The sequence below is a fragment of the Pseudomonas sp. Y5-11 genome (genome assembly GCF_022368695.1).
GTDB classification, from domain to species: domain Bacteria; phylum Pseudomonadota; class Gammaproteobacteria; order Pseudomonadales; family Pseudomonadaceae; genus Aquipseudomonas; species Aquipseudomonas parakoreensis.
Genome location: NZ_CP058974.1, coordinates 5,402,003 through 5,414,717, shown reverse-complemented (window position 1 = coordinate 5,414,717; position 12,715 = coordinate 5,402,003). Strand labels below are relative to the sequence as shown.

At 60.2% G+C, this 12,715-nt stretch carries 10 protein-coding genes and 10 tRNA genes; 15 read left to right on the top strand and 5 right to left on the bottom strand.

Translation table 11 applies throughout. The annotated features are described in order from the left end of the window. Nucleotides 1-14 precede the first annotated feature (14 nt). The 3 genes from HXW87_RS24245 (at nucleotide 15) to HXW87_RS24235 (ending at nucleotide 4,397) form a co-directional block, all read left to right on the top strand. Nucleotides 15-776 carry an SDR family oxidoreductase gene (locus tag HXW87_RS24245; RefSeq protein WP_041073750.1) on the top strand — a complete coding sequence of 254 codons (762 nt, stop codon included), beginning with the start codon at nucleotides 15-17 and terminating at the stop codon, nucleotides 774-776. 192 nt (nucleotides 777-968) lie between these two features. After that, entirely contained in the window at nucleotides 969-2,321 is a 1,353-nt protein-coding gene (locus tag HXW87_RS24240; protein ID WP_239777890.1) for a PLP-dependent aminotransferase family protein, read from the top strand. A 108-nt stretch (nucleotides 2,322-2,429) separates the two neighbouring features. Then, nucleotides 2,430-4,397, top strand: coding sequence for a methyl-accepting chemotaxis protein (locus HXW87_RS24235; protein WP_182402025.1), 1,968 nt, complete (start codon nucleotides 2,430-2,432; stop codon nucleotides 4,395-4,397). 539 nt (nucleotides 4,398-4,936) lie between these two features. On the opposite strand, the gene HXW87_RS24230 is transcribed toward HXW87_RS24235, so the two are convergent. After that, nucleotides 4,937-5,695: a hypothetical protein gene (locus HXW87_RS24230; protein ID WP_174377049.1), complete on the bottom strand. Its 759-nt coding sequence runs from the start codon at nucleotides 5,693-5,695 to the stop codon at nucleotides 4,937-4,939. A gap of 384 nt (nucleotides 5,696-6,079) precedes the next feature. On the opposite strand from HXW87_RS24230, the gene HXW87_RS24225 reads away from it, so the two are divergent. The 11 genes from HXW87_RS24225 to HXW87_RS24175 all read left to right on the top strand — a co-directional run bounded on the left by HXW87_RS24225 (nucleotide 6,080) and on the right by HXW87_RS24175 (nucleotide 9,386). After that, a tRNA-Glu gene (locus HXW87_RS24225) sits at nucleotides 6,080-6,155 on the top strand. Between the two features lie 2 nt (nucleotides 6,156-6,157). Then, nucleotides 6,158-6,233: transfer RNA gene (locus tag HXW87_RS24220), tRNA-Gly, on the top strand. Nucleotides 6,234-6,337: 104 nt separating this feature from the next. Beyond that, nucleotides 6,338-6,413 (top strand) — tRNA-Glu (locus HXW87_RS24215). 2 nt (nucleotides 6,414-6,415) lie between these two features. Further along, nucleotides 6,416-6,491, top strand: a tRNA-Gly gene (locus HXW87_RS24210). A 104-nt stretch (nucleotides 6,492-6,595) separates the two neighbouring features. Next, nucleotides 6,596-6,671, top strand: a tRNA-Glu gene (locus HXW87_RS24205). A 2-nt stretch (nucleotides 6,672-6,673) separates the two neighbouring features. Then, nucleotides 6,674-6,749: transfer RNA gene (locus HXW87_RS24200), tRNA-Gly, on the top strand. Between the two features lie 104 nt (nucleotides 6,750-6,853). After that, nucleotides 6,854-6,929 (top strand) — tRNA-Glu (locus HXW87_RS24195). 2 nt (nucleotides 6,930-6,931) lie between these two features. Continuing rightward, a tRNA-Gly gene (locus HXW87_RS24190) sits at nucleotides 6,932-7,007 on the top strand. Nucleotides 7,008-7,062: 55 nt separating this feature from the next. After that, nucleotides 7,063-7,138: transfer RNA gene (locus HXW87_RS24185), tRNA-Glu, on the top strand. 2 nt (nucleotides 7,139-7,140) lie between these two features. Continuing rightward, a tRNA-Gly gene (locus HXW87_RS24180) sits at nucleotides 7,141-7,216 on the top strand. A gap of 226 nt (nucleotides 7,217-7,442) precedes the next feature. Continuing rightward, on the top strand, nucleotides 7,443-9,386 hold the full coding sequence (locus HXW87_RS24175) for an integrase arm-type DNA-binding domain-containing protein (RefSeq protein ID WP_023103875.1): 1,944 nt from the start codon (nucleotides 7,443-7,445) through the stop codon (nucleotides 9,384-9,386). 37 nt (nucleotides 9,387-9,423) lie between these two features. Here the strand turns inward: HXW87_RS24175 and HXW87_RS24170 are convergent, their stop codons facing one another. Both HXW87_RS24170 and HXW87_RS24165 read right to left on the bottom strand, forming a co-directional pair. Further along, nucleotides 9,424-10,308: a Dyp-type peroxidase gene (locus tag HXW87_RS24170; RefSeq protein WP_009876630.1), complete on the bottom strand. Its 885-nt coding sequence runs from the start codon at nucleotides 10,306-10,308 to the stop codon at nucleotides 9,424-9,426. Between the two features lie 202 nt (nucleotides 10,309-10,510). Then, on the bottom strand, nucleotides 10,511-11,164 hold the full coding sequence (locus tag HXW87_RS24165) for a substrate-binding domain-containing protein (protein ID WP_023106332.1): 654 nt from the start codon (nucleotides 11,162-11,164) through the stop codon (nucleotides 10,511-10,513). A 119-nt stretch (nucleotides 11,165-11,283) separates the two neighbouring features. Between HXW87_RS24165 and HXW87_RS24160 the strand changes: the two genes are divergently transcribed. Continuing rightward, nucleotides 11,284-11,577, top strand: a complete 294-nt coding sequence (locus HXW87_RS24160; RefSeq protein ID WP_009459591.1) for a helix-turn-helix transcriptional regulator — start codon at nucleotides 11,284-11,286, stop codon at nucleotides 11,575-11,577. A 22-nt stretch (nucleotides 11,578-11,599) separates the two neighbouring features. On the opposite strand, the gene HXW87_RS24155 is transcribed toward HXW87_RS24160, so the two are convergent. Together HXW87_RS24155 and HXW87_RS24150 are read right to left on the bottom strand one after the other, a co-directional pair. Further along, nucleotides 11,600-12,490 carry a LysR family transcriptional regulator gene (locus tag HXW87_RS24155; RefSeq protein WP_023103878.1) on the bottom strand — a complete coding sequence of 297 codons (891 nt, stop codon included), beginning with the start codon at nucleotides 12,488-12,490 and terminating at the stop codon, nucleotides 11,600-11,602. Between the two features lie 36 nt (nucleotides 12,491-12,526). Continuing rightward, nucleotides 12,527-12,715 (bottom strand): hypothetical protein (locus tag HXW87_RS24150; protein ID WP_239777889.1); only part of this gene is annotated, 189 nt, incomplete at its 5' end.

The window sequence follows — 12,715 nt, the reverse complement described above, 5'->3', positions numbered from 1 at the left end:
TCGAGGACATAACAATGAGCATGACGTTTTCCGGTCAGGTTGCCGTAGTCACTGGCGCGGCCAATGGCATTGGCCGCGCGACCGCCCAGGCGTTCGCCGCCGAAGGCCTGAAAGTGGTGGTGGCCGATCTGGACGCGGCAGGGGGCGAGGGTACGGTGGCGCTGATTCGTACAGCCGGTGGTGAAGCGACCTTCGTGCGCTGCAACGTTACCGTTGAAAGCGAAGTGAAGAATCTGATGGACGAGGTGATCAATACCTACGGTCGTCTCGACTATGCCTTCAACAATGCCGGGATCGAAATCGAGCAAGGCAAGTTGGCAGATGGCTCGATGGACGAGTTCGACGCGATCATGGGCGTCAACGTCAAGGGCGTCTGGCTGTGCATGAAGTACCAGTTGCCGTTGCTGCTGGCCCAGGGCGGCGGGGCGATCGTCAACACTGCTTCAGTGGCAGGGCTTGGCGCGGCACCGAAGATGAGCATCTATGCGGCGTCCAAACACGCGGTGATTGGCCTGACCAAATCGGCGGCGATCGAATACGCGAAGAAGAAAATCCGCGTCAACGCTGTGTGCCCGGCGGTGATCGACACTGACATGTTCCGCCGGGCCTACGAGGCCGATCCGAAAAAGGGCGAGTTTGCCAATGCGATGCACCCGGTGGGGCGTATTGGCAAGGTCGAGGAAATCGCCAGTGCCGTGCTGTATCTGTGCAGCGATGGCGCGGCGTTCACCACCGGTCACTCTCTGGCCGTGGATGGCGGCGTCACTGCCTTTTGAAGCCCAATGGCAAGACCCGAGAAACCCGCCTGAGCGCGGGTTTTCTTATTCTTGGGCTGCCGTTTCTTTAAACCGCTAAACAATGTGTATCAAACGGTTAGAACGGCTGTTTTTGACGGCGTTGTCGCACAGTCTGAACGACGCGGCTGTGATTTACTGCTGCCAGCAAAACGGACAGGAGTTTGCGTGCTCATGGAATTGAGAATTGACCGACAGGCAATGGTGCCGGTCGTACAGCAGATTGTTGATGGAATGACCGAGTGGATCTCGCGAACGGGTGTGGCGCCGAGCACGCGACTGCCCTCCGTCAGACAGATAGCACGCTCCAATCTGCTCAGCCAGTCGTGTGTGACCGAGGCCTGCGAGCGGCTGGTGGCGCAAGGTATCCTGGCCCCGCGTCAGGGCGCGGGATTCATGGTCGCCGCGCACAGTCGCGCTTTGCTCGGGCTTGAATACGGGCGTGCCGAGAGCGGCTTGAAACTCGGTGAGGGTGGTTTGCCGCAAAGCTGGCGCGAGTCCGATGACCTGAGCTATGCAATCCGTCAGGTGGCGCGAACCGACATGGCGAGTCTGTTCAATTACAGCACCCCGCTGGGGTTTGCGGCGCTGCGTGCGCAGATCGTCAGACGTCTCAGGCTGATCGACATCCAGGCCCTGGCGGAACAGGTGCTGACGACCTCCGGTGCCAGCCAGGCGCTGGATCTGCTCGTGCGCACGCTGGTTAAGGCCGGGGACTGCGTTGTTGTCGAAACCCCGGGCTATGCGCCGCTGTTCGAGCTGTTGCGCCTGCGTGGCGCGCAGCTGCTGGAAGTCCGGCGTACGCCAAGCGGGCCTGACCCTCAGGCGCTGGAGGCACTGTTGCGTCAGTGCCGGCCCGTCGCGATGTTCGTCAACAGCCATCACCACAATCCCACCGGTTCCTGCCTGAGTCCGTGTGTGGCACAGCAGATCCTGCGATTGTGCAACGCGCACGATGTGCAACTGATCGAAGACGATGTCTACGCCGATCTGCACAATGGCAACGGTGTACGCCTGGCCGCACTTGATGAACGGGTGATTTACGTCGGCAGTTTTTCCAAGACGCTGAGCAGTTCGCTGCGCGTCGGGTTTGTGTACGCCGGGCCAGAACTGATCGCGCGTCTGGCCCGGGTCAAGATGATCAGCAGCATGGGAGCCTCGAGTTTCAATGAAGCGGTGCTGGCGAGCCTGCTGGCCAGTGGCGCCTATCGAAAAATGGTCCAGCGCCAGCGTCAACGCCTGAATACCGACCGCGTCGCCGCATTGCAGGCATTGGAGGACGCAGGCTGGGAGGTTTTCGGCAAGCCGTGTGGCGGCCTGTTCATCTGGGCCCGCTCCCCGCTGAGTGATCCGGAGCGCTTGCACAGGCATGCGCAGTGCAGTGGTGTCAGTCTCAGCCCTGCGGGGGCCTTCAGTCCGAGCGGCGAGATCAGTCAGTGGCAGCGAATCAATGTGGCCTATGCCTGTGATCCACGGGCCCGGCAGTTTTTTCGCAGTACCGGCGTGAATCGACCTCAAGCGTTCTGAAAACGACGCGTGCGTAGCTTTTTGCCATTATTCCGACGCCAGAGACTTGTGCTGCTCCATGACCGTTGCGAATCTTCGGCAACAGACTTTGGCAGGGGACTACGCGCAATGATTTCGGCCGTGCAAGGACGTTTTGCCAACCTCGGTATGGCAAAGAAACTGGGTCTCGGGTTCGTACTGGTGCTGCTGTTGACTGCGCTGGTGGCTGCCATTGGAGTCTGGTCCCTGCAGACCATCAGCCAGCGCTTCGACGGCTTGAAGCAAATGTCGTCGCTTAACAGTGCCTTGCTCAAGGTGCGGTTGCTGGAGCAGGACTATGCGCTGCACAGCAACCCGAAAACGGTTGATGCCGTGCACGAGGGCGTCGACGGTCTGTTGGCCCAGGCCGCGCAACTCAAGGCGCAGACGCCGGCGAACGGGGCGGTGATGAGCGATGTCGAGCAAGCCTTGGGCGACTATCGCAAGGCGTTTGACGAGTTCGTTTCACTGACCCAGGCCAAGGATCTGGCGCTGGAAATGGCCAGTTGGTCGGTGTCCAGCGTGGCCAATAACCTGGACGTGCTGCAAGCCGGGCTGGCCGATGATGGCGCGTACACGTTAAAGGACAGCGAAGGCAAGGATGGTGCGCAGTTCATCGAACAGGCCAGTCAGGTCAGTCAGGTGTCGCGGTTGATGCTGCAAGCGATGAACGAGGCACGGGTTCGTCTCGATCAGAGCCGCAAGGGCGATGCCGACAGTGCCGACAAGGGCAGCATCGAACAGGCGGCCCAGGCCCAGGCTCAGGCCGAGCAGTTGAAGACTACGGTCAAGGATGAGGGCTATTTGACGGTGCTCAACGAAGTGTCCGGGCACATCGCCGGTTTCAACGACAAACTGGCCGAGTACACCGGTCTGCTGGCCCAGGAAAAAACCGTCTATGAACAGTTGCACCAGCGCGCGGCGCAAGTGATGTCGCGTGTCGACCAGGCCTATGTGGCCGAAGACGGCGCAATGCAGGTGGAATTGAAGAAAAACTCGGTGCTGATCCTCGGTTCTTCGGCGTTGGCCTTATTGGTGGGGCTGATTGCCGCGTGGGTCATTACCCGGTTGATCGTCGCGCCGCTGCGCGCTGTGATGCGCGTCGCCCAGCAGATTGCGGCCGGAGATTTGAGCGCGAAAGTCGAGGTTACCCGGCGTGATGAAATCGGCCAGTTGATGTTGGCGATGCAGCAGATGGGGGCCGGGTTGAGCACGATTGTCAGCGGATTGCAGGCGGGCATCGAGCAATTGGCCAGTTCCGCGCAATCGCTGTCGGCGGTCACCGAGCAGACCAACCTCGAGGTCAACAGTCAGAAGGAAGAGACCGAGCAGGTGGCCACGGCCATGAACCAGATGACCGCCACCGTGCATGACGTGGCGCGCAATGCCGAGGAAGCCGCGCTGGCCGCGCAAACCGCGGATGGCAAGGTCGAGACCGGGCAGCAGGTGGTGCGCCAGAGCATGGCGCGGATCGAGCAACTGGCGGATTCGGCAACGTCGGCCAGTTCGAGCATCGAAAGCCTCAGTGCGCAGATCCAGAATATCGGTACGGTGCTGGATGTGATCAAAAGCGTTGCCGAGCAGACCAACCTGCTGGCGCTCAACGCGGCGATCGAAGCAGCGCGGGCCGGGGAGCAGGGCAGGGGCTTTGCAGTGGTGGCCGATGAGGTTCGTGCGTTGGCGCGACGTACGCAGCAGTCGACGGAGGAGATCGAGCGGCTGGTCAGCGCGTTGCGGTCGGCGGCGCATGCTTCCGTGCAGCAAATTCAGAGCAGTGGCGAGTTGGTGAAGCTTGCCGTCAGTGATGCTCTGCAGACCGAAAGTGCGCTGGGGAGTATTGCGGCGGCGGTGTCGTTGATTCAGCAGATGAATCAGCAGATTGCGGCGGCGGCCGAGGAGCAGAGTTCGGTGGCCGAGGAGATTAATCGCAGTGTGACGAGTATTCGTGCGAGTGCGGATCAGTCTTCGATGGCGATGCGGGGGAATGCGGTTTCGAGTGTTGAGCTGGCGCGGTTGGGGGGGGAACTCAAGGGGATGGTGGGGCATTTTCGGCTTTGACTTGGCGGCCTCTGGGCCGACCAGGTTCTTGGGGTTTTGGGTGTATATCCGTTTTTTTGGGTGTTGCGGCTGACGGTTTCGCTCTTACAGCGACTCCCTTTGGCAAACGCCCCAAAGGAAGCAAAGGTCTTTGGCCCCAACGTACGGCCCTCGCCGTGGCTCGGGTTCCTTCGCTCCGGGATTCATCCGGGGGCATCGCCTCCGGTTTGCTTCGCTGCACCTCCTCTCGATGTGTTCGACTGCGTCGAACGGTCGCTGCGCTCCCACCCCCGGATAAACCCCTCCACTCAGCCTGCCGACGGGGCCGGTACGGCAAGATCAAGAGCTGCAGCCGAGCTTGCGCTCATCCTGTGTAGGAGCTGCCGAAGGCTGCGATCTTTTGATCTTGATCTTGATCTTGATCTTGATTTTGTGGGAGCTGGCTTGCCAGCGATGGCGGCCTGACAGCCGACCAATCCCTAACTGAATGACCTCAATCGCAGCCAGTCCACCACCCACAAAAAAGCCACCTCTCGGTGGCTTCTCTTAACTCTCGACACTCAGTCGTAGATCACTTTCTTCTTCCAGTCCGCGTCGGCTTCAACTTCCTTGAGGCCTTCGGTCAACTGGTTCACTTCGCCTTCGACCGGTGCAATTTTGTCCATCACCTGGGCGTTGGCGCGGGCCAGCAGTTTTTCCAGGTATTGCAGTTGTTCCGAGTACATCTGCGGGTCTTGCTGTTTGCGCAGGTATTGCACGCCGCGTTCGAAGGCGAGGCGGGCCTGGCCTGGCTGGTTTTGTTGCAGGGATTGTTGGCCGAGGTTGTTGAAGAACTCGATGTGCAGCAGGACCAGGATGTGGCGGACTTCCTTGATCCAGTGTTTGGCTTCGTTCGGTGGCAGGAAGCCGTCGTGGGCGGCGCGGGTGATCTGGCCGTGGAGGGCTTCGAGCAGGAAGCGGACGTCCTTGGCTTTGGCTTCGGTCAGGATCGGTGCCGGCGGGTTGTTGACCGGAATCGATTCGCCCTGGGCTACCAGTGCGCTGAGTTCAGTGATCCGTGCCTTGATCGTGGCGCTGGTTTTTTCCAGGTTCAGCAGACGCTGGCAGACGTTCAGTTCCAGACGCGTCAACAGTAGCTTGAGTGCCGGCGTCATGAACTGACCGGGGAAGGTTTCAGTCAGTTCGCCGCAGCGGCGCAGGCGGTCGTTGAGTTCGACTTTGGTGCGGGCCTTCTCCAGTTTGTTGTTTTCCACCACATGGTTCATGTAGCCAATGGCGATCAGAATTGCGATCCCGGCTACGACTAGCAGGGTGATCATGAGTGGTGTCACCGGTAAGACCTCTTTATAGGGTTCGCATGCGAGTGTAGTGGCTGGGCACTTGGGCGCCCAGCGCCGCTCGACGAGTTGATTCAGCAGCTTCTGTGTATATCGGCTGCACACTGCTTATATGAATGCTGGCGCAAGGTGCGCAGATTGCCATCATCGTGTTGCGGACTATAACGCCTTGGCGAGTGGCGGAATATAGGCGTCAATCGTCGGGCGACGGAAAAGCCCGAATGCTCTCGTAAAGCAGGTCGAAGTCATTGATTTAAATAAATTTATATTCGGGGGTTGACGACCTCTCAAACCATCCATAGAATGCGCGCCACTTGCAGCGTAAAGCACACAGCGAAACGCGGCAGGGAGTGAATGTTGTAGTGTGTCCCCTTCGTCTAGTGGCCTAGGACACCGCCCTTTCACGGCGGTAACAGGGGTTCGAGTCCCCTAGGGGACGCCAATGCGGGAATAGCTCAGTTGGTAGAGCACGACCTTGCCAAGGTCGGGGTCGCGAGTTCGAGTCTCGTTTCCCGCTCCAATTTTAAACAGCACTGCTTTCGGGCAGGGCTGAGTGAAACCAGAACCTGATCTTCGGAGACGGCTCTGGACACCGAAACACACACCATGTGTTCCGGGTAGCGTGTCCCCTTCGTCTAGTGGCCTAGGACACCGCCCTTTCACGGCGGTAACAGGGGTTCGAGTCCCCTAGGGGACGCCAATGCGGGAATAGCTCAGTTGGTAGAGCACGACCTTGCCAAGGTCGGGGTCGCGAGTTCGAGTCTCGTTTCCCGCTCCAATTTTAAACAGCACTGCTTTCGGGCAGGGCTGAGTGAAACCAGAACCTGATCTTCGGAGACGGCTCTGGACACCGAAACACACACCATGTGTTCCGGGTAGCGTGTCCCCTTCGTCTAGTGGCCTAGGACACCGCCCTTTCACGGCGGTAACAGGGGTTCGAGTCCCCTAGGGGACGCCAATGCGGGAATAGCTCAGTTGGTAGAGCACGACCTTGCCAAGGTCGGGGTCGCGAGTTCGAGTCTCGTTTCCCGCTCCAATTTTAAACAGCACTGCTTTCGGGCAGGGCTGAGTGAAACCAGAACCTGATCTTCGGAGACGGCTCTGGACACCGAAACACACACCATGTGTTCCGGGTAGCGTGTCCCCTTCGTCTAGTGGCCTAGGACACCGCCCTTTCACGGCGGTAACAGGGGTTCGAGTCCCCTAGGGGACGCCATTGCGGGAATAGCTCAGTTGGTAGAGCACGACCTTGCCAAGGTCGGGGTCGCGAGTTCGAGTCTCGTTTCCCGCTCCAAATTCTAAAAGCGCCGCTCAGTGAGCGGCGTTTTTATTAGTGAAAGTTGTAGCCTGTCCCCTTCGTCTAGTGGCCTAGGACACCGCCCTTTCACGGCGGTAACAGGGGTTCGAGTCCCCTAGGGGACGCCATTGCGGGAATAGCTCAGTTGGTAGAGCACGACCTTGCCAAGGTCGGGGTCGCGAGTTCGAGTCTCGTTTCCCGCTCCAAATTTTGATCCACAGACTTCTACTGGGGTCTGTAGGTCATTGAAAAAAGGAGCTTCGGCTCCTTTTTTCATTCCAGCGAGTGCCACGGAAATCCACCCACAGCTACCGTTTTTGAGTGACCAAATAAGGCACAAGAATACGGGTGGGTCGGCTACCGGATAGTTGCTGGGGCTGAGCGGGGACCATGACGAGCATAGGGCCTAAGTCATTACTTAGGAGTCTCGAAATGGCGCTCTCTGATCTGACCGTCCGGCAGGCGAAGACCACCGGAAAACGCTACACCCTCTCCGACAACGACTGCCTGGGCCTGATGGTCTCAGCCGCAGGCGGCAAGTCATGGCAATTCCGCTACTACTGGCTGGGCAAGCAAAAGCGCCTGTGCCTGGGCGGCTATCCTGCTCTCAGCCTGCGCGAGGCCCGGATCGAGCGAGACAAGGCCCAGGCCCTGCTCGCCAGGGGGATCGATCCTCAGGTCGAGCGCGACCAGAAACGGCACGCGGCCAAGCTGGCGGGCGAATACACCTTCAAGACCGTCTTCGATGCCTGGGTCGAGCATCGCCGCAAGGAACTCAAGGAAGGCCGTCAAAGCACGCTGTCGCAGATCCTGCGCATCTTCAACAAGGACGTGTTGCCCACCCTGGGAAGAATGTCGATCTACGACATTCGCCGCCCCCAACTCCTGGGCGTCTTGGCGGCGATCGAGAAACGCAAGGCGTTCACCACCGCCGAGAAGGTCCGCACCTGGTTCAACCAGTTGTTCCGCTATGCCCTGGTCATTGCCGAGGGGTTGGAAGTCAACCCGGCCGCCGACCTGGACGTGGTGGCAGAGCCCAAGCCCCCCGTAGCCCACAATCCCTACCTGCACCTGCCCGAGATGCCCGAGTTCCTCCAGAAGCTCCGGCTCTACAACCCCCGTGGCTGGCAGACCCAGCTTGGCGTCCGGCTGCTGTTCCTGACCGGGGTGCGCACCGGCGAACTGCGATTGGCCGAACCCGAACAGTTCGACCTCGACAGGGGCTTGTGGATCATCCCACCGCAGATCGTCAAGCAGCTCCAGGATGAAATGCGCAAGGCAGGGAAGCGGCCGCAGGATGTGCCCCCCTATATCGTGCCGCTATCCCTGCAGGCCATCGAGATCGTGCGCTATCTCCTGGGGGTGATGCGGCCGGCGCAGAAGTACTTGCTGTCACACCGCAGCGAACTCAAGAAGCGCATCAGCGAGAACACCCTCAACAAGGCCGTGCAGCTCATGGGCTATGAGGGGCGCCTGACCGGCCACGGCATCCGCGGCACTATCTCGACGGCGCTCAACGAGATTGGCTACCCGAAGATTTGGGTGGACGCGCAGCTTTCCCATTCCGACCCCAACAAGGTGAGTTCGTCCTACAACCACGCCAAGTACGTTGAGCCGCGCCGTCGGATGATGCAGGACTGGGCCGATCGGCTCGACCTGCTCGAACAGGGCGAAGTGGAAGCCGCGAGCGCGCATCTGACCATCCGTATCGACGGGGCGCCGGCGATGGCAGAAGTGGAGGAAGCGGTGGATGCGACCCTCGCGATGGCCGAGCCCACTCCTCCCGGCGTCCCGCCCGTCGTGGCCACGCCTATTGTCGTAACCCCGAGCAGCGGCGGCATCACGTTCCAGCGGCTGTCTCAGGTACCGCCGCCTCCGACGCATGCCCCAGAGCCGGAAGTGTCCGCGATCCAGCGCGAGCGCGAGGAAATGCTGACCATCTACGAGTCTCCAAGCAGCTTGCCGGTCCCGCTGTTCGGCAAGCTGGCCGGAAAGTCCAAGGACCAGATCAACCGCGAACTGAAAGCGGGCAAGTTGCTGTCCATCAGTTTGGGCAATCGGGGGCAGCGTGTTCCCGATTGGCAACTGGTGCCGCTCAAGCACAAGCTGGCCCAGGTGCTCATGAACCAGTGCCCGCACGCGGATTCGTGGGATCTGTACCGCATGCTGACCCAGCCGCACCCTGACCTGGGGGACCGCGCGGCCATTGATGCGGTCACGCCGACCAACGTACCGGCGATCATCCAGGTCATCATGGGCGACTACCAGCACTATGCGGATATGCCCGAGGCCATTGCCCCGTACCCCATCCCCGAGGATGTGCGGCAAAGCGTTCGTCGGCTGGTGGATAGCGCAGTAGTTCTAGACGGAGCATAGGGCTCTCAAACCTTGCAGGGGCCTTGCGGCCCCTGCATTACGCTTGCACCGCCTCCACGAGTTCGCTCAGCGTGCGCGGTGCGGGAGCGAAGAACACGGCGCCGGTGTGCGCCGTCGAGAAATCGAGCAGGCGGTCGTGCATGCCTGGCGGATCGCCGAGGAACATGCGCTCCAGCATCTTCTGCGTCACCCACAGATGCCTGGAGTAGCCGATGAAGTAGGTGCCATATTCGCCCTGGCCGGGGCGGCCGAAGGGCATGTTGTCGCGCAGGATGTCGTGCTCGGTGCCGTCGTCGTCCACGATCGTGGCGAGGGTCTTGTGCGATTTCTGGCCGCTCGTCGCGTCGGGCAATTCGACATTGCTGACGATCTCCCGGCCGATGATCCGCTCTTGCTCGTCCTTGGCGAGCCGAGCCCACGGCTGCATTTGGTGCAGATACTTCTGCACCACCAAGTAGCTGCCGCCGGCGAACGCCTGATCTTCACTGCCGACCAGCGTCGAGGCGCCGATGTCGTGCCCGGTCGGGTTGGCCGTGCCATCGACAAAGCCAAGCAGGTCGCGGGAGTCGAAGTAGCGAAAACCGACCACCTCGTCGGCCACCGTCACGCTGCTGCCCAGTTGGTCCAGCAGCAGGCGCTCGAATTCAAAACAGAGGTCCTCGCGTTCGGCACGGATGTGAAAGAACAGGTCGCCGGGCGTGGCAGGCGCGGTGTGCTTGGCACCCTCGATGGGCACGAAGGGCCGTAGTTCCTTCGGGCGCTTCCCGGTCTGGAAACGGTCCCATAGCGCCGATCCCAGTGCAGTGATGCACGACAGCCGGCCGTTGAGATCGCGGAAGCCCACCGTTTTGATCAGGTCGTCCAGCCCGTCCAAGACGCCGGCGACCGCCTGAAGGGCCTCGTGGCCCTCGGCGACCGTCAACGTGAGAAACACCGCCGCGCGCGACAGCGGCGCATCGATGCTTTGCGAGTCAATTGGTACTCGATCCCAACCACTTCCAACCATTCGTGCCTCCAAAGACCATGTTAATTCATCATATTGCCAGAGATGGAAGCGCTATCACTGGCGCGCTAACAGGCGCGTGCCGCTGCAATTACCCGCACGCAGCCTCGGCGAGAGCGGGCTATGGGGTATTCGAGCAAGCCGCCCTGTCCCTGGCAACCAGCATTGCCCTGTGCTCGAACCGCTCAGAAACAACATTGGCTCGTCCGTGGGGTCGCTGCAGGTATGTCACGATCTCGTAGGGGCCGTCTGAAAGCGGTCGCATAGTGATCCCCCACGCATGGGCACGCTCAATGCGCGATTGCGCGGAGAGCCCCACTCCGTAGCCAGCGGTCACCCAAAGCGCCATCATCTCGAACGAAGTCACGTGCTGAATGCTCTGCTGGCTCAACGGAAGAAAGGACAGTCGCTGATCCAGCAGTAGGCAAGCCTCCGCCGGCCAGCGAAACACCGGATAGTCCAGAAGCTCGGCAAGCGTGATCTTCGCCTGGGCAACTAAGGGGGACCCCAGCGGCACTGCAACAGCCACGTTCTCCACCCAGAGCGGTTGGCTTTTCACAGCCGGAGCACCAGCGTTCCGAAGCGTCATTCCAGCGTCGTAGCGGCCTTCCTCAAGGCCCGTCAACAGATCATCGGCTGAGGTCTCAAAGAACGTGATGGTGACTTCTGGTTCCTCCGCGCGCTGTAGGGCAAGAAGCGTTGTGAGGCAAGAGGATGGCACTCCGGGCGCGATAGCAAGCCTGAAATGGGAAAACTGGCTGGTGGCGTCATGCATGAGGGCCCCCAATAAGCGATCTGTCCAGAAAGGCAAACCAGCGTTTCAGGAAAGAGTGAAGTTTAACGTCGTTATCTTTAACGTGGTTAATTGTGGCAGATTGTTTGACGCTTCTGCTAATGCAGAAATCAACAATTCAGCCAGGCCGTCCTTCTGGCACATCGACGTATGAATCCGAGTCGGCGTTAGCCTTCGGACAGGCCGTGCGCGCTGCGCGCGTCGCTCAAGGAGTCGCGCAAGACGAGTTCGCATCTCGGGCAAGCATTTCGCGTTCTCACATGGGTAAGATCGAGCGTGGTGAGCACGTGCCCACGCTTCCGCTCATACTGAAAATTTCTACGGCACTTGGAATAAGCGCGGCTGACCTGATGACGGCGACCGAACGCAATCTGCGTGCCGACACTGATCCCTGAGTGTCTAGCCTGCCAGGCTCCGTCAACCGTCCGAAGAGTCGCGAAGGCGAACGATAAATCGCTCCACCGAAGCCGATAAATTGCCGCCGTCCGGCCGAAGCAGGTAGGTGGTGATCACGGCAGAATCCATCGCCAAGGGGCGGATCACCACATCCGGCCGTTGGGAGATGGGAATCTTGGTCGCCGTCATGAAGCCGATGCCGTAGCCGGCGCCGACCAACGTGAGCATCATGTCCAGCGAGGACACTTCCTCGACAACATTCAGCTTGTGCTCCAACGTGTTGAGCAGCCGCTTGAGTTCGCGGCAATAGCCCTCGCATACCTGCGGGTCGCACAGGACAAGTGGATGGCCTTGAAGTTCTTGAAGTGGCACCTCCTTGTAGGTGAGCAATGAGTGACGAGCTGGCACCGCAATCACCAGCGGGTCGTGCCAGATTGGTTCGGCAGCGATACCGTCGCCGACATCGCCCGTGTGCGCGAACCCGATCATGAAGTCGCCCGAACGCAAGCCACGCACTTGCTCTGCCAGAGGCACTTCTGACAAGCGTATTTCGATCTCCGGCTCCTCGGCGCGGCAACGAGCCAGAAATGCCGACAGCCGTGGATCGATAGCCCCATCTGATACAGCGATGCGCAGGCTACCGCGCAAGCCCGATGCCACAGCCTTGGCATTTTCACGAGCCTGTTCCAGCACTGTGAATAGACGGCGAACATCTTGCAAGAAGACCGCGCCCGCCGCCGTTAGAACTGTTCCTCGTCGGTTTCGGTCGAAGAGCACTACGCCCAACTCGTCCTCAAGTTCCTTGATGGCTCGTGATAGCGGTGGTTGTTCGATATGCAGGCGCTCAGCCGCCCGCGTGAAATGTAGCTCCTCAGCAAGAACTACGAAGCAGCGAAGATGGCGCAGCTCCATAGGCCACCCTCCCGTTCCGACTTATCCAACACTGTGCTATCTCCCTATAGAAGTGACTGCCATTCTGGCGGCGGCGAGTTCGGCCACATCATTGGAAACTTCTGGCTGAATGAGCCAGGGCTGGGTTGACCGTGCGATGGCCCGAGGCAGGCACAACACTAGCCCGGATTTCTCATGACCGCATAAACAAAAACGGCTGAAAGCCTTATGATTCTTGTCGCCAAA